The following is a 15,842-nucleotide window of genomic DNA, read 5'->3' as shown; positions in this document are numbered from 1 at the left end:
GAGAGTAACGGAGGACATGATCTCAGTTCTTTCTCAAAGGTTAAACCGCTTCGGAGAAAACTGCTCCCTATCCTATCTGATAGGAACTTCGGCTTGCACCGCGTATTGAGTCCAGAACTCGCCTCTCAGAAGGGGGAGGCCCGGTCCACGTTGGCGGCTTCGCCACGTTCGCCGCGATATGCGGCCTTGCAGCGGCTTAGGTTGGTCGTTTTAAGGTTTCTCCACCTATCTCAAGTCGATGGTCTTGATCGTCGCCATCGCAGGAAACCGTCATGCATCCTACCGAGATGCTGATCCGCCGGCTGCGGGTCGATACGCATTTATCCGATGAAGACGCAGAAGCACTTTCAAACCTTCCTATGCAAATCAAGGAGGTTGATGCCGACACTCTCATCGTGTCTGAAGGGGACCGGCCGACCAAGTGTTGTCTGGTGATCCAAGGTTTCGCCTGCCGCTCAAAGGTCACCGATTCGGGTCGCCGCCAGATCCTTTCGTTTCACATCCCAGGTGATATTCCCGACCTTCAAAGCCTTTTTCTTCGGACGATGGATCATGACCTGACAACGATTTCTGAGGCGACGCTCGGCTTCATCGATCATTCCGCCGTAAATGCTCTCATCGATGCTCGCCCGTCGGTAGGCCGCGCGCTCTGGCGCGAGACCCTGATAGATTCGGCAATTTTCAGGGAATGGATTGTAAATGTGGGTGTCCGTCCTGCCGCAGCAAGAATGGCTCATCTGCTCGCTGAGCTGCGAGAGCGCATGGCGTCAGTTGGCCTCGCCGAGGACGGTACTTTTCATTTTCCAATTACGCAGAACGACCTTGCAGAGGCGCTTGGGCTGAGTGCCGTGCATATAAACAGGGTACTCCAGTCCTTCCGGGCACGGCGCGTCCTGGACTTACAGAAGCAGCAAATCATCATCGTGGACCACGATAAGGTCCTTACCGAGGGCGGCTTCGATAGCAGCTACCTTCATCTCAATAGGAACTTATAACTTTATGTCTGATTTGCAGCGAGCCAGGATCAAGCGATGCGTTTCTACTTTCAGCAACGGGGAGAACTAACCGACGAAGGGATTGATTATCCCGACGCCGAGGAGGCACTTCGGCAGGCTGCCGACGCGGCGCTCTCAATGGCGATTGAGCAACTCGACGAAACGATGGGGGAGCTCACTCTGGATGTTTCCTCGCAAGACGGTCCCATTGGATCGGTCACCGTCAGGTTGTTGATATCCAGGTCAAGCGGGTAGGTGCCGGTTTTTCCCGATTTGAGCCCGAAAAGCTATTTGGAACGACTGCTCACTTTCGCACCTAGGAACATCGACCCGGCGCGCGGTGGGTCGATGCTCGAGATGATTCTGCCAATGTCGGGGATCGGGACGGCGATTATCGGCGTCACGATCAACGTTTTCGAGTGGCGCGCGTTGATAGGCTATTGGCGCCTGAAGAGGCGGACGCCCACAAATGTGCCTATGGACGTGGAGTAGGGCCGCCCCAGCTGTCGGCCTCATGCGCCCTGTCCACAGTGGCCGGCCCTCATCAGGTCTCAATGCATTGAACAGCAAAATCGTCGCAGAGCGAGGCGAACATCTTCTTTGCTCGAGCGTCCTCAAAGCAAAATTGAGTGCCTTTTCCGCCGTGCTCGATCCACCAATCTACTTTGTGACCTCTTGAGATGCGGGAAGCTTCGCCGCGAAGTTGATCCAGTTGCCTTCCGTAGGCTCGAACAATCACGCAATGCGCCATAATCGATCCTCCGCTTAGATCAGACACCGCCATCTGGCTGAGTAGTCGGCGTCAGAATTCGCTTCGCCCGTTCGGCTTGTTCCAGGGTAAGATTTTCCGCAAAATTCCTCCCAATCAGAGCTGGTCCTCTACGTTCTCGATCGTAAACCATCCAACCGTTCCCTCCTTGCCGTACGAAGAATCTCGACTGTGGCCCACTCTCATTCAATGACGTTTCTCCCTGAATTGCCCCCGACGTCCGGGCAAGCTAATTCGAGCCATCGCGTATTACGCATCACCTATGTGAATCCCTTTTAGAAAGACTCAGGGAGTTCCTGTTTGAATTGCCAACAGAAGCCGAAATGGAGGTCAGCGACGTCGATCGACAACGTCTCCCTCTCACGGCTGCAACCCTGGAATAACTATGTCGCTGATGGGTGCACTGATTCACAAATGTTATGGCGGAAGCGGCGCTTGTCGGGATAATTAGGCAAACCGGTCGAAAATTTTGAAACCCGGAAAGTGAGGGCCGCTGTACAAAGCAGCGGCCCTTATCTTGTGCTGCATCGCACGCGCTTGCCCGAACCGTCCGCAAAGTTAGTGTGCTCAGCGGTGCAATGTGAACAGTCAATCCCTCCGAACATGCCAGCTTGAGAACGATCGGGATGGATCTGATTCAATGCTCGGTCGCGGGACGGCCACCTGCTCAGCCAGCCCCAGCGGGAGCGGTCCCTGCCTTTCCGAGCGCAGTGGCGTATTTTGGCTACTGTCCTAATTAGGATAGCACCAGATTTTGAAGATGCTCCAATGAAGAGGCCGCCAACTGAGGCGGCCTTACCTCATGCCCATGAATAGTGCTGCAACAAACAGTGCGGCGCCAAAGGCCGCGATGCCAAGACAGATACGTGCCTGAACCGAATATGGATTGGTGTGAGGTTGTTCGATCATAGCCTCATCTCGGCGGCTGTAAGCCGGGCGATCTCAACCACTCGCTCATGTGCGAACCCGTCTCGCACTGGCGAGCCTTCCGCAGAAGGCTCTCGCGCTCGATACCTGGGGCGGCCTTCTTGGCCTCATTACGCAAGCGGATGGCTTCCGCCGCGAGCCGCGCTTCCAAGTCCACAGTCTGCTTGATACGACGCCGACGCTCTGTCATGGCGCTGCTCCTTTCCGTTGGGGGAAGGCGGGAGCGCGTGATGGCGTTCTCATCACCGATAAATGCCACGGACCGTGCGGTGATGGACTAACCGTACAGTATCGGCACCGTGCGACGACAACTTAGGTTAACGAACCGGGAACTTTATTTTTGCGCGCGGCTCGAACTTTTCGGGAACCGCTCAAGAGGCGCATTTGGCTAACCTTCGGCCTTACTACGCATCTTCTTTGGGGAACGGCTCTTGCGTCTTCCGGCCTAGGAACGTGTCAGGAGGCGGTTGTTTAAGCGCCTCAAGACTGTTCCGGTAGCCCGTCAGGTAGCGGGCGTAGGCCACCGCGAACTCGCGCGATCCTCGCGGAACGGCCGGTACACTTCTCTGGAACGCTCGTAGGCCATAGCTCAGGCTAAACTGGAGAACCAAATCACGCCACGAGTGGGTCAACTCGCCTGGCCATGATGCCCTCCTAAACGCAGCTCGTGAAGCAGTCGTCGAAGGGTCTTCGATTGCTGTCGAGGTCCGCAATAGAGCGGGGCCTGTTCTCGAAGTTACGGCCATCTTCCATTCGCTGCGGCCTCCGGAAAGGCATTACCTCGTGGGACAGAGGTAGCCCACCGCACACACAAGTCAGCCGACAACGCGCGAAGTAGAAGATTGTGGAACTACGACGACTAACCTGTGTTAATCGGAAATGCCGAGATACTTCTTCAATGTTCATAGCGCAGTGCCGAGCACCGATGACACAGGAGAGGATTTGCCCGACGACGAAGCGGCGTGGCACAACGCTACGATCTTTGCTGGCGAAGTCTTTAAGGACATCGACGGGAGGTTTCGCCCTGGACAGGAATGGTCGCTAGAGGTGACGGATGAAGCCGGCAAGCCGATCTTCTTGATCAATATTGGATCTCGGAAAATGAATTAAGTCCGCCTCAGCTTGGAGGACGTGGTTTCTAAGTCGCAATGAGATCCTTACTGCCATCGATGAGCCGCACAAACGTTCCGCTCTCGTGCAGCTCGAGCCAGCCCTGTTGCACGGCAAACTTCAAGCCGGCTCCGAACTCGCTGCCGCTCGCCTTCAGCGTGAATAGGAAGGGCGCGTTGATGCGCTCGATATAGATCCGACCATCCTGCACCGGCTCGATACTGGCGGCGAGTTCGACGAGCTTTCGGGCCGCAGCTTCAGGGTCGGAGTAGGGGCGGGCCTCAACGTTCTTCATGCGCAGCTTTCCATATTTGATCCAGTCTTCCTAACTCCAAATGGTGAGTTCTGCCTAATTCAGCTAGGGTTGCCATGCAACCAACGCGCATTGTTGTGCTTGTAGGCCCATGCAAAGAGTTCATTTAGTGCGGGTGACAACTGACAGCGGCGAGCGCCAGATTTGGCTTGCAGCGACGGAGCGCGACAGCGCTGTCAACTACGTGCTCGATGCGATCCCGGAGGGCTGGACGGCCAGCCTAGTCCAGCGGGAGTTGAGCGCCGAGGATGCGGCGGCATTGCAAATGAAGCCAGGAGAAGTCCGCCAGCATCGACTATCTTGATAGCTTTGCGAGTGCGCCAGTACGCCTCTGGATTTTTTCGGCCGCTTGCGCAGCATAGATGTGCTGGCGGTGAGGGTAGCTCTCTTGCGGCTTCCAGCTGTCAAACTCGGCGCCGCAGCCGCAGCGCATCAGCGTGCTGCGGATCTCGCTGTCGCGCTTCTCGCCGCGGGCGCGCCTCGCAGGCATCTCGGCCCGCCAGTCTCGGTCGTAGCGCCACTCCGCGAAAGCGCTATCGGGGATGGAGGGCTCTAACTCGGACCAAGCCGTCTCAAAGGCCTGCCGAGCGGCATCGAAGCTCTCGGCGATGCCGCTGCGTCGCGTGCCCGGCTCCATGCCGGGGTAGAAGCCGACCGACCAAGCCCATTGATCGGCATGAACTGGCACGCCGGCGCGCTCGCCAATAGTGCCGACACGGACGTCGTCAAAATAGATGTGCCAGGTTTCCTGGTTTGGATTGTCGCTGCGGCGGCGCGTGAGGGCGGTCATATCCAAAGAATAGGGAAGTGCTGGCTTCTAGACCAGCCGCTGGGTTTCGAGGGATGAGACCGAGCCCAAGAGGTTGGTCAACAGGTCTCGCTTCGTCAAAAAGGGCGCCGGCCCAAAGGGGGATGAGCCGGGGCCTCCAAGGTTTGCCCTCACGAGCCTGAGGACATCGGGAAAACTTGGCAGGCGCGACGATGTTCCTGGCTCGTCACTGAGGCCCATCACGCCGATCGCGAACGAAACCGGACCCTTCAGCTTTGAGAAGGGGCACGATCAGTCACGAAGCGTCCCCCATCAGGGCCGGCGCCAGGCGAATATCGCGGCCATTGACCTCGACGAGTCCCGGGGAGCGGAGCCGCGAGACGTAGGTGCTGAAAGTCCCGCCGGCGGCGGCGAGCTTCAGCTCGGCCGCGAGGTCTTCGCGGCTAATCGCATTCGGGTAATGTTCGGTGAGCGCATCGAGCATCGGTCCGACGCCGGAGGGCTTCGGTTTCCAGAAGGCGACCAGCTCGGGCCCGGGTGGCGGCAGCGTCGGGACGACGTCACCTAGAGCGTGGATCGCGTCGGCGGTCGCGAAGTACTTCTCGCCGCGGCGCTCGATGCAGCCTGCGGTGCGCAGGCTCGACAGATAGGTGCTCCGAGTGCCGCCCTTGCGCTTCCGGCCGGCCGCGACCGCCCACTGCGCCTCGGTCATGCCGGCGGGATGAACCGCGGCGAGGGCTGCCAGCAGTCTCCGCTCCACGCCGAGCAAGGGAACATCGCCGCCGCCAGCGGGCGCCGACGGTGGCTTACGCGCGCGTCTGCCGGTTGCAGTAGAAGTTGTCAGCAACTGGCGTTAGCGTCGAGGTTAACAGCCGGAATGACGCGTCGCCTCTCACCGTCGAACGTTCGCGTCATCGGAGCACACGGCCGGCTTGCCACCACCTCTGACACAGATCCGATAGAGCCAGGGTTCGACGTAGCTGCCTTTCCAGATGCCGCGACCCGACCGCTCGGCCTGCTGCTGAACTGCACCGTACCGGCCGTTGGAATATTGCGGCCAGTCGAGCGCCAACCCCTGCTGTACAAGCCATTCACCGAGGTCGGCATCGGCTACCGCGCAGGTCGCGACCCTGCGTCCGTAACGATCGAGGCTGATGGACACGCAATTTATCGGCCGCCGCGCGATGAAAGCGTCGAGCGCGTTCGCGGCTTGGGCTCCGCAGCGATATTGCAGGCTGTCCTCACCGCGGCAGAACTGGCCGCTCTCTGGTGCGTCGACGCCCCAAAGGCGTATGCGAACGCCGTGCAATTCCAGTGTGTCGCCGTCGATAACGTTCGCCTGGCCGACGATCTCGCCGGCGGCCGCGCCCGTGATCGTGCCCGCGATAAAAACGCACGCTATGAGCGAAATTCGTGCCGTGGTGATGATCTGCAGTTCGCTTTGTCGCTGCAGCGTGTTCATAGGCTGTGAACTACGGGTTTTCCGCATGGGAATACGATGTTTTTCACGTATGTTGATTGTCAACGTCCGCAAAGGAAGGGGGCGGTTCCCCGCTAAGAGCACCGCCCCAAACCGACCCTCTACGGATCGTTCACCTTGGAAGCCGCCGCACCCCAACGGGTCGGCGGCGACCATACGCAGAGCCGCGCGGACCACTGCCTGGCAGACACTATAGCTGGGTTCGGTTGCGGAGCCGGGACGTTACCGGCGGGAAGCGCCAACTCATCAACACCTTTTCCTTTTCGGTGGAGGCCCTACTGATTTTGGTGGCGGCCGCTTGAGATCACGATAGATGAGTCCGCCCTCCGAGCGCACCATAAACCCACGTTTGTCAGTTGCCTGTATCCGCACCGCGAGACACCGAGCCGCCTGAGTCATATTCTATGTTCGACCACTTTTCCGCCCTTTGTGGACGCCTGCCGCAGTCAACCCGACGCCTTCCCGTGGCCCTTGGCGAACCTTCGTGTGCGACGGTATTGATGACGCCTATTAGGCCGTTAGCGGACCTTCGACGACCAACGTAGCGGAGTCCGCTTGTGACCCCAAGCGGACATCGTTGCGTCGCGAGAGCCGCACTGCGCGGCGACAGTAGTACCCCATGGTAGTTAATGCCATTCAAGCTGCTCCCCGCGCAGCTGCCATCTGTCGCGCCGCCTTCTCTTGTGCGCGAGCTGCTTCCAGCCGCGAGATGCTTTCCTGGAGTCGTTGGTTGTTTTCCAGGAGACGCTGGCTGGTCAGAAGGAGGATATGGTAGCCGAATTGCTGATCACTCTGAAAATAGATTTCAAGTAGCCTTTCATAAGTTATGGTCAGGACTTGGCCCTCTTCTATGCACTCGACGGTCGCGGTTCGCCGGTTATCGGGTGTGAGGAAGCCAAGCTCTCCCATGAAGCGCCCTGGCGGAAGCTCGACGCCGATTTCTTTGACGAGAAACTTCCCGGTGACGATGAGGAACATCTCCGAAGCGGCATCACCTTTCCTGAAGAGTATGTCGCCTCGGCGATATCTACGTTCGGTCATGAATGGTTTGAGCCATTCCATCGACCTGTCACCCCGCGTCGCGTTACGTGCTTTCTTAACGAGCTTGAGCAGTTGGCGGAGGCGAACGGCATTGACTGGCAACAGCAGCAGATAAAGCAGAAAGGTGGCGACGCTTCCGGAAAGCGCGCAAGAAATTGCGAAGAATGTACAGCCGACCATATTCGCGACCCGCAGCGGCACCATTCTTTGCATCAGCAAGGTAGCGACAAAGAATATGGCGCCAACCAAGGCGAACATGTTGGCGAGCGTGATATTCGCCAACACAATTTCAAACAGCCGATTGAACAGTGCGTCGTAGGTGATGTTGTCGGGATCAAATCCCATTTGAACGAGGATCTTTGCGATCCTGAAATTGTCGGCCGCCGTATCAAGTATGCGGTCTAGAATTCTCGAAAAATCTGCATTGGAATTCATCGGATCACCCCTATGCAAACATTCGGTTATGTAGGAGTTCGCGGATACGTGACAGTCGAAGTCGGACAACACAAGCGGTATCGATCCACGTTCAATATTACCCGGCGCGGTTGTTTTTAGTGATCACAGGCGTGTGGCCGGTAGCGTGTCAACGCTCAGGCCGGGCGGGGCGCCGGGGGCTTCGTCCTGCGATGCACAAAGCCGTTTCTGCCCGTAGACGGATTCCTTCGCCGAGGGGCCGGACCGCTGCTTGTGCCCCAGAGCAGTAGCCGGCCTCCACATAGATCAATTATCAAACCAACACCTAATCGGCTCGTCTCCTACAATTAGCTCGGACAGAGCGGATGGAAAGGAGCGTTGAAATGCAAGCTCTCTTTGGCACTTCCGTTCAAGCAAGTACGCAAAGGATATCGCTAGGATGATCGATGCAACGCCGGCAAAGTAAGGCCACCGTTCGCCGCTCATGGAGCACTCCGTAGCAGCAGGTTTGGCAATCGTTCCCCCGACCTTGGTTCTGCTAATGTACCGCTTCATACTTTCCCCGGCCGGCCTCGCCAGATGTGAATTGGTTCACGTCCCGTCAAATTTTTTCTCGCCTTTCGCTCGACCTGAGCGGTCCCTGCCACGGCCGCACGTGGCCCTTAGCGTCGAACGTCCATATTCGCGTTGACCTCAGCTCTCTGTGGTAGACCGGACGCGACCACGGACATAGCCGATCGATTCGATTGACCCATATCGGAAGTCAGCATCTGCGCAATTACGCCTTCTGGCCGTGACTAATCGTTCGACCTTCCCCCGCTATCAGATGTCGGCTTCACTCACCAGACAGGATGCCTCTCGGATCGCTACCCCGGTGCGAGGCGACGTAGCCGATTTCGCCGCGCGTAATACCGATATCCATAAGCTCCCTGTCACTTAAATCGCACAAGTTGGCCAGTAATCTCCGGCGTTTGTGCCACTCCTGAAATGCGTTCCAGTATGCTTCTGTAGGACCGTAGACCTGCCGCCTTTCTGTTGCCGGTGCCAATTTGGTAATCCCCTGGATCGTGCTCATTGAGGGTATCCTGTCCCGACTATTCACCAGGCGGAGGTTGCGCCAAGAGGTGCCGGCGCGCTTAACTGGTGGCTTACATTTCTCTTACTGGCGGCTTATTCTTCATGCGCTAATACAGAGGCGGCCCCGAGAAGGAATGGCAGCTTGCGCTATCTTTTCGAGGAATATGCATTCGACACCAACCGGCGCGAGCTGCATCGGCGGACCGATGCGGTGTCGATCACACCGCAGGTTTTTGACCTGCTCGATTACCTGATCCGCAACAGGGAGCGGGTTGTCAGCAAGGGCGACCTCATCAATGCCATTTGGAATGGTCGCATTGTGTCCGATGCTGCGCTTACGACCCGCCTGAATGCTGTCCGCGCGGCCATCGGCGATACCGGCAAGGAGCAGCGCCTCATCAAGACGTTTCCGCGCAAGGGCTTCCGTTTCGTGGGACAGGTGCAGGAGACGCGACAAATTGCGGGCCCGGATCCGGGCGATGCGCCCGAGAGCGCTCTTGCGCTCCCCGACAAGCCCTCCATCGCGGTATTGCCGTTCGATAACATGAGCGGCGATCCCGAGCAGGAATATTTTGCGGACGGAATGGTTGAGGAGATCATCACCGCGCTCTCGCGGTTCAAATCGTTGTTCGTGATCGCTCGCAATTCTAGCTTCACCTTCAAAGGCCGAGCCGTCGATATTAAGGAAGTCGGGCGCAGACTTGGCGTGCGCTACGTCCTTGAGGGGGCGGTGCGCAAGGCGTCAGGCAAAGTTCGCATCACTGGGCAGTTGGTCGATGCGGTGACAGGCGCGCACATTTGGGTGGACAGGTTCGAGCGCGACCTGACTGATATTTTCGTTCTTCAGGACGAAGTCACGGTCGCGGTCGTCTCAGCCATTCACCCGAAATTACTTCAAACAGAAATTGCGGAGGCGGCGCGGCGACGACCGAAGGACCTAACCGCGTATGATTTCTATCTTCGAGCCGCGCAACAGTACTACCCAATGACCCGTGAAGGGGTGGCCGAGGCGATCAGGCTGGCTCGTCGGGCTTTGGAGCTAGATCCCCGGTTCGGCGTTGTCGCTGCTCTGGCAGGTCTCTGTCACATGAACAACGTCCTCTTTGGCTATGCTGACGATCCTGATTCCGAGCGGAACGAAGCAATTCGGCTTTCTCACTATGCATTGAGCGTCGACGATGATGATCCCGATACGTTAGCTATGGCTGCCGCAACCTCGGCATTCATGGTCAGCGATAGTGAACGTGAGATCGAACTGGCAGAGCGGGCGGTCAAGCTCAATCCAAATTCACATCACGCATGGAATGGCCGAGGTTGGGTCTATACAATTGCAGCCCAGCCGGAGGAAGCGCTCCGCAGCTTTGAACGTGCTATCCGCTTGAGCCCGGTAGACCCGCTGCTATACCGGCCGTTTACTGGGATGGGGGTGGCCTTAATTGAGCTTGGGCGCTTTGACGAGGCAATCGTCGCTGGAAAGAAGGCCCTTCGTCAGAACCCCTATTCGTCGGCTTACCGCTGTCTCGCCGCCGCTTTCGCCCATCTCGGACGCGACGCAGAGGCGCGTGAGTGGGCAGCGCATGTGCTTAAAGTCGATCCCGCTTTTACAATATCTGCGTGGATCGCCCGGGGCGGGCAATCACGCTGGAAGCTGTATACCGAGGGTCTTCGCAAAGCTGGGTTACCCGAATAAGCGCGGTGCGCGGGTGCCGACGAGGCGATCGAACAGAAACCCTTGTTGCTGCCGTGCACGAGTCCGGGAATGGCCCCTTGCGGACGCACCAAAGTTCGAAAATCCATCTCCGAGATTGTTCGTTAGCGGTCATGGCACTTGTTGCGAGGGAGATCACAGCCGGGGAGATGGAGCGCGAAACGTCTTCACGAACGAAAGATCGGCGTGCCTGGTGCGGTTTCTGGTGCGGCGGCCGCGTTGCGGGCAACGAGAACGAAGTAAGCTATTGATCATGTTGGTGGGCCCGGCAGGACTTGAACCTGCAACCAGACCGTTATGAGCGGTGCGGCCAACCTGACCAAGTGCGACCTCCCGTTCGACCAATAGTGTTTCCCAGCGAGGCCGCGCGGCAGGAGGTTTACTGGATTGTTCAGGTGGCGTTTGGTGACTGTATTGCGGGAGCGCGCGGTTCGTCGAAGGCAGGTAAGGAACGCCCCGCTATTTTACTCTTGGTCGTGGTTTCCAAAGCATGCCGGCTACGCCTAGCAGAACGGCGGACGTCGCGCTGGGCGTTTGGATGGCGCAAGCCCATTCGGAAGAACTATTTGATTTTGTTGGATTTGCTTTTTGTCGGCTAAATCGATGGCCTAGCTGAGGGAATCGAACCTTATGCCATCCAACCTATCGCGCTCTAAAACTGCGCACGTTTGCAAATCCTGACGTCAAATTAAGCGCGCTGCCAAAACCAAATGCAGTAGTCTGATCCATTAGCCGCGTTTATGCGGCGAATTTTTACTTCCAATTTTACTTCGCAAAGTCCCACCCCTAGCCTCACGCGCAACTGATCACGGAAGCAGCCGATCAATGGCGATCGGTGCGAGCGTTCATCGTAACCAACGAGGGTTGCCATGTCTGACGAGACGAAGGGGACGTCCACTTCCAATCCGGCGGGATTGAAAGCCAAGGCGAACGACAAGTCGACCAAAAAGCTGAGCCGGCGCATGCTGTTGAAGGGCGCAGCGGCCGTTGCGGGCGCAGCCGCAGGCTCGGATGCGATCCGCGGATTCCCGACCATCTGGGCGCAGGAGATCAAGGACATCGAGCTGCGCCATGTCGGCGTGTCCTATTCGGTGGTGAAGGCGATCGGCGATCAGGCGGCCAAGGATCTCGGCTTCAAGGTCACCATGCAGAACCTCGACACCTCGGCCGCCATCAACCGCTTCATAAGCCAGCCTAATACGGTCGATATCGCCGATCTCGAGGGCTGGCAGGCCAAGCTCGCCGCCAAGCGCAGCGTGATCCAGGGCATCGAGGTCAAGAAGATCAAGGAGTTCGACAACATCCTGCCGATCTTCACCAAGGGCGAGATCGACGGCCACAAGATCCCGCGTCAGGGCATCTCGCCCTACGAGGCCATGTACATCTCGAAGCCAGTCTCCACCGATCTGCACGACGGCGTCACGGAGTGGGCGACCTTCCTGCCGCAGGTCTACAACGCTGACTCGATCGGCTATCGCCCCGACCTCGTCGGCCACGAAGTGACCGAATGGAAGGACCTGATCGATCCCAAGTTCAAGGGCAAGGCGGCGATCTTCGACGTGCCCGCGATCGGCATCATGGATGCCGCGCTCTGCTTCGAAAGTGCCGGACTGATCAAGTACGGCAACAAGGGCAACATGACCAAGGAGGAGATCGACTTCACCTGCAACAAGCTGATCGAGCTGAAGAAGCAGGGCCAATTCCGCGCGACTTGGACCACCTTCGACCAGTCGGTGCAGCTGATGGCCGCGGGCGAAGTGGTGATCCAGTCGATGTGGTCGCCGGCGGTTGCCGCGGTGCGCGTCAAGGAAATCCCCTGCGTCTACGCGCCCGTCAACGTCAAGAACGGCAAGGAAGGCTATCGCGGCTGGTGCAACGGCATGGGCCTGATGAAGCATCTCTCCGGCAAGAAGCTCGATGCCGCCTACGAATATCTCAACTGGTATCTCTCGGGCTGGCAGGGCGGCTTCGTCGGCCGCTACGGCTACTACAGCCCGGTGCCCTCGACCGCGAAGAAGTTCCTGACCGCCGCCGAATGGGATTTTTGGTACGACGGCAAGCCGGCGCCGGAGGTCATCAACGATCCCTACGGCGTGCCGATGGAGAAGGCCGGCACCAAGCGCGACGGCGGCTCGTTCCTCGATCGCGTCAAGAACATCTCCTGCTGGAACACGCTGATGGACGAAGCCGCCTACATGAACAAGCGCTGGAACGACTTCAAGGTGGCCTGAAACCTGCTTTCCCTGACGTCAACGAAGCACCGGCGCCGTCACGCGCCGGTGCTGATGAGACCGACTTCGAGGCATTTGCTGATATGCAGCCCAGTCAAGCTCCATCACGCGCCAATCTCGCCGGCTGGCTCTACGTCTCGCCGCTGGTCCTGGTGCTCGTGCCGTTCTTTGTGGCGCCGATCCTGGTCGTGCTGACCGCGAGCTTCTTCGCCACCGACGGCTTCGGCGGGCTGACGCCCGACTTTACGCTCACGAGCTATGTCGAGGTGCTGCATTCGGCCCTGACGCTGAAACTGTATCTGGCGACCATCAAATTCACCGTGCTGACCTGGATCTTCACGCTGATCATCGGCTTCTTCGTCGCCTATTTCCTCGTCTTCCATGTCCGCAACCAGTTGCTCGCGATCGGCCTGTTCCTGCTCTGCACCGTGCCGTTCTGGACCTCGAACATCATCCGGATGATTTCCTGGATCCCGCTGCTCGGCAAGGAAGGCCTGATCAACCAGGCGCTGCTGGCACTCGGCGTGGTCCATCAGCCGCTGGAAGTGCTGCTGTTCTCCGACTTCGCCGTCATCATCGCCTATGTCCACCAGCTCACGATCTTCATGATCGTGCCGATCTTCAATTCCATGGCGCGGATCGACAAGAAGTTGATCGAGGCCGCGATCAACGCGGGCGCCAGCCGTTTCGACATCATGCGCCTGATCGTGGTGCCGATGTCCAAGAGCGGCATCGCGCTCGGCACCATCTTCGTGGTCTCGATCGTGATGGGCGACTTCTTCGTCGTCAAGGTGATGTCCGGCGGCGGCTCGGCCTCCGTGGTCAGCGCGTTCTACGAAGACGTCGGCGTGCTGCAATATCCGACCGCGGCGGCAAGCGCGGTGCTGCTGACGCTGGTGCTGGTCGCGATCGTCTCGCTGATCCTGCGCACCGTCGATATCAGGCAGGAGATCACGCGATGAGCGCGGTTCTCGCCGACATGCCCAAAACCGACACATCCAAAACGATCGCGCCCGCATCAACCAAGGCGATCGCGCCGAGCAAGGGCGGCCGGCCCTGGACCTTCTACGTGCTGGCGACGCTGTTCGCGGCTTACGTGATAGCGCTCTACGGCCCGATGTTCTGCATCTACATCCTGTCGTTCCAGGATATCCGCGGCGGGCTCGTGTTCCCGATGAAGGGCCATTCGCTGCATTGGTTCGTCGATCTGTTCACGCAAGCGCGGACCGGCGACGTCAAGGGCTCGTTCGACCGCTCGATCAAGCTGGCGGTGATCGTCACAATCATTACCGTCGTGGTCTCGTTCCTCGCCGGGCTTGGCTTCCGTAAGCGCTTCCGCGGCGACACCTTCGTCTTTTACATAATGATCGGCAGTCTGGTCGCGCCCGGCCTGGTGCTCGGCCTCGGCACGGGTCTGCTGTTCCAGGCGCTGGGACTGGATGCGAGCTGGTACACCTCGGCGCTCGGCGCGCAGCTGTCCTGGACGCTGCCGTTCGGCGTACTGGTGATGTTCGCGGTGATGTCGCGCTTCAACCATGTCTGGGAAGAGGCGGCCTATGATCTCGGCGCCAGCCGCTGGCAGTCGATCTGGCTGGTGATGATCCCGGTACTGGCGCCCGGTCTCGTCGCAGTTGCGCTGTTCGGCTTCACGCTGTCCTATGACGAGTTCGCGCGCAGCCTGCAGACCGCGGGCTCGCTCAACACGCTGCCGCTGGAAATCTGGAGCATGACGCTCAACGTCACCTCGCCCTCGCTCTATGCGCTCGGCACGGTGACCACCATCGTCTCCTTCATCGTCATCGGCGCAAGCCTCGGCACCATCGTGCTGATCCAGAAGAAGCGCGGCAGCCGGGCCAAAGGTTGAGCAAGGGTTGAGTCAGGAATGAAAAGCGATCGCGGCGATATCGAACTGGCAGGCGTCTGCAAGAGCTTTGACGGCGTCACTAACGTGGTCGACGGCGTCAACCTCAAAATCGCCGACGGCGCCTATTGCTGCTTCATCGGCCCGTCCGGCTGCGGCAAGACCACGATCCTGCGCATGATCGCCGGCCATGAGGACCCGACCGCGGGCGAGATCGTGATCGGCGGCCAGAACGTCGTCGGCCTTGCCCCGGTGCAGCGCCGCACCGCGATGATGTTCCAGTCCTACGCGCTGTTTCCGCACCTGACCGTGCGCGAGAACATTGCCTTTGCGCTTCGTGTGCGCGGCCAGTCCAAGACGGATCGGCTGCGCGCCGCGGACGCCATGATCCAGAAGGTGCGGCTGACCCAGTTTGCCGATCGCCTTCCGGCGCAGCTCTCCGGCGGCCAGCAGCAGCGCGTCGCGCTGGCGCGGGCCGCGATCACCGAGCCGCGCGTGCTGCTGCTCGATGAGCCGCTGTCCGCGCTCGACGAGCAACTCCGCGTCCAGATGCGCCAGGAGCTGCGGCGGATGCAGCAGGAGCTCGGCATCACCTTCATCCACGTCACCCACACCCAGCTCGAGGCGATCGCGCTGGCCGATCTCGTCGTGGTGATGGAACAGGGCAAGATCAAGCAGGCAGGTGCCGCGCGGGACGTCTACGCCCATCCGCACGATCGTTACGTTGCCGAGTTCATGGGCGGCCAGAACGTGCTGTCCGGTCGGGTAGAGAAGGTCAATGGCGCCAGCTTCACGCTCGCGCAAGCCGCGCCCTCTGGCATCGAAGTGCCGCTTCAGGCGCGGCCGACCGTCAGCGTCGGCGACAAGGTCGATATCGCCGTGCGCCGCGACGATGTTGCGCTGGTGCGGCCGGGCAGGGACCTGCCGCCGGGCTGCACCACGTCGTTACCGAGCCGCGTGCTCGCGATCGAATATCAGGGCTATTTCGTCAAGGTCATGCTCGACACCGTGCCTGACGACGAGTTCGTCGCTTACGTGCCTGAAAAGACCTTCTTCGCAGATCCCTTCACCGTCGGCGATGTCGTCATGGCCACATGGGCCACCGGCAGCGCACTGCCTCTCGCCTAACGACCCCGTCGCGCACAGG

At 59.3% G+C, this 15,842-nt stretch carries 14 protein-coding genes and 1 tRNA gene; 8 read left to right on the top strand and 7 right to left on the bottom strand.

Annotated elements, in window-relative coordinates:
* Positions 1 to 272 precede the first annotated feature (272 nt).
* From NLM25_RS33330 to NLM25_RS33315, 3 genes are all read left to right on the top strand, one after another.
* The gene (locus tag NLM25_RS33330) at positions 273 to 995 is read left to right on the top strand and encodes a Crp/Fnr family transcriptional regulator (RefSeq protein ID WP_254121957.1); all 723 of its coding nucleotides are present in this window, start codon (positions 273 to 275) and stop codon (positions 993 to 995) included.
* Positions 996 to 1,031: 36 nt separating this feature from the next.
* On the top strand, positions 1,032 to 1,250 hold the full coding sequence (locus tag NLM25_RS33325) for a DUF6894 family protein (RefSeq protein ID WP_254139799.1): 219 nt from the start codon (positions 1,032 to 1,034) through the stop codon (positions 1,248 to 1,250).
* 2,320 nt (positions 1,251 to 3,570) lie between these two features.
* The gene (locus NLM25_RS33315) at positions 3,571 to 3,801 is read left to right on the top strand and encodes a hypothetical protein (protein ID WP_375166895.1); all 231 of its coding nucleotides are present in this window, start codon (positions 3,571 to 3,573) and stop codon (positions 3,799 to 3,801) included.
* 28 nt (positions 3,802 to 3,829) lie between these two features.
* Here the strand turns inward: NLM25_RS33315 and NLM25_RS33310 are convergent, their stop codons facing one another.
* The 6 genes from NLM25_RS33310 to NLM25_RS33285 form a co-directional block, all read right to left on the bottom strand.
* Complete coding sequence (locus NLM25_RS33310; protein WP_254121949.1) at positions 3,830 to 4,096, bottom strand: hypothetical protein; 267 nt, start codon at positions 4,094 to 4,096, stop codon at positions 3,830 to 3,832.
* Between the two features lie 313 nt (positions 4,097 to 4,409).
* A complete protein-coding gene (locus tag NLM25_RS33305) occupies positions 4,410 to 4,904 on the bottom strand; it encodes a hypothetical protein (protein WP_254121947.1) in 495 nt (164 codons plus the stop codon).
* Positions 4,905 to 5,178: 274 nt separating this feature from the next.
* Positions 5,179 to 5,652 carry a hypothetical protein gene (locus NLM25_RS33300; protein ID WP_254139798.1) on the bottom strand — a complete coding sequence of 158 codons (474 nt, stop codon included), beginning with the start codon at positions 5,650 to 5,652 and terminating at the stop codon, positions 5,179 to 5,181.
* A 123-nt stretch (positions 5,653 to 5,775) separates the two neighbouring features.
* Positions 5,776 to 6,345, bottom strand: a complete 570-nt coding sequence (locus NLM25_RS33295) for a thermonuclease family protein (RefSeq protein WP_254121944.1) — start codon at positions 6,343 to 6,345, stop codon at positions 5,776 to 5,778.
* Positions 6,346 to 6,999: 654 nt separating this feature from the next.
* A complete protein-coding gene (locus NLM25_RS33290) occupies positions 7,000 to 7,839 on the bottom strand; it encodes a Crp/Fnr family transcriptional regulator (protein ID WP_254121943.1) in 840 nt (279 codons plus the stop codon).
* A gap of 814 nt (positions 7,840 to 8,653) precedes the next feature.
* Complete coding sequence (locus NLM25_RS33285) at positions 8,654 to 8,893, bottom strand: DUF1127 domain-containing protein (protein WP_254121942.1); 240 nt, start codon at positions 8,891 to 8,893, stop codon at positions 8,654 to 8,656.
* A gap of 144 nt (positions 8,894 to 9,037) precedes the next feature.
* Here NLM25_RS33285 and NLM25_RS33280 point away from each other — a divergent pair, with 144 nt between their 5' ends.
* Positions 9,038 to 10,585 (top strand): winged helix-turn-helix domain-containing tetratricopeptide repeat protein, encoded by a 1,548-nt coding sequence (locus NLM25_RS33280; RefSeq protein ID WP_254121941.1) that lies wholly within the window; start codon positions 9,038 to 9,040, stop codon positions 10,583 to 10,585.
* 275 nt (positions 10,586 to 10,860) lie between these two features.
* On the opposite strand, the gene NLM25_RS33275 is transcribed toward NLM25_RS33280, so the two are convergent.
* Positions 10,861 to 10,938, bottom strand: a tRNA-Met gene (locus NLM25_RS33275).
* Positions 10,939 to 11,472: 534 nt separating this feature from the next.
* Between NLM25_RS33275 and NLM25_RS33270 the strand changes: the two genes are divergently transcribed.
* The 4 genes from NLM25_RS33270 (at position 11,473) to NLM25_RS33255 (ending at position 15,823) form a co-directional block, all read left to right on the top strand.
* Entirely contained in the window at positions 11,473 to 12,834 is a 1,362-nt protein-coding gene (locus NLM25_RS33270; protein ID WP_254139797.1) for a PotD/PotF family extracellular solute-binding protein, read from the top strand.
* Between the two features lie 83 nt (positions 12,835 to 12,917).
* Positions 12,918 to 13,796: an ABC transporter permease gene (locus tag NLM25_RS33265; protein ID WP_254121939.1), complete on the top strand. Its 879-nt coding sequence runs from the start codon at positions 12,918 to 12,920 to the stop codon at positions 13,794 to 13,796.
* Positions 13,793 to 14,698 carry an ABC transporter permease gene (locus tag NLM25_RS33260; RefSeq protein WP_254139796.1) on the top strand — a complete coding sequence of 302 codons (906 nt, stop codon included), beginning with the start codon at positions 13,793 to 13,795 and terminating at the stop codon, positions 14,696 to 14,698. The genes NLM25_RS33265 and NLM25_RS33260 overlap by 4 nt, the downstream gene beginning before the upstream one ends.
* Before the next feature lie 18 nt (positions 14,699 to 14,716).
* Positions 14,717 to 15,823, top strand: coding sequence for an ABC transporter ATP-binding protein (locus NLM25_RS33255; RefSeq protein ID WP_254121935.1), 1,107 nt, complete (start codon positions 14,717 to 14,719; stop codon positions 15,821 to 15,823).
* Positions 15,824 to 15,842: the final 19 nt, after the last annotated feature.

The organism is Bradyrhizobium sp. CCGB01, assembly GCF_024199795.1.
GTDB lineage: Bacteria > Pseudomonadota > Alphaproteobacteria > Rhizobiales > Xanthobacteraceae > Bradyrhizobium.
Note: the sequence above shows the minus strand (reverse complement) of the source record. Positions and strands in the feature narration are given on the sequence as shown.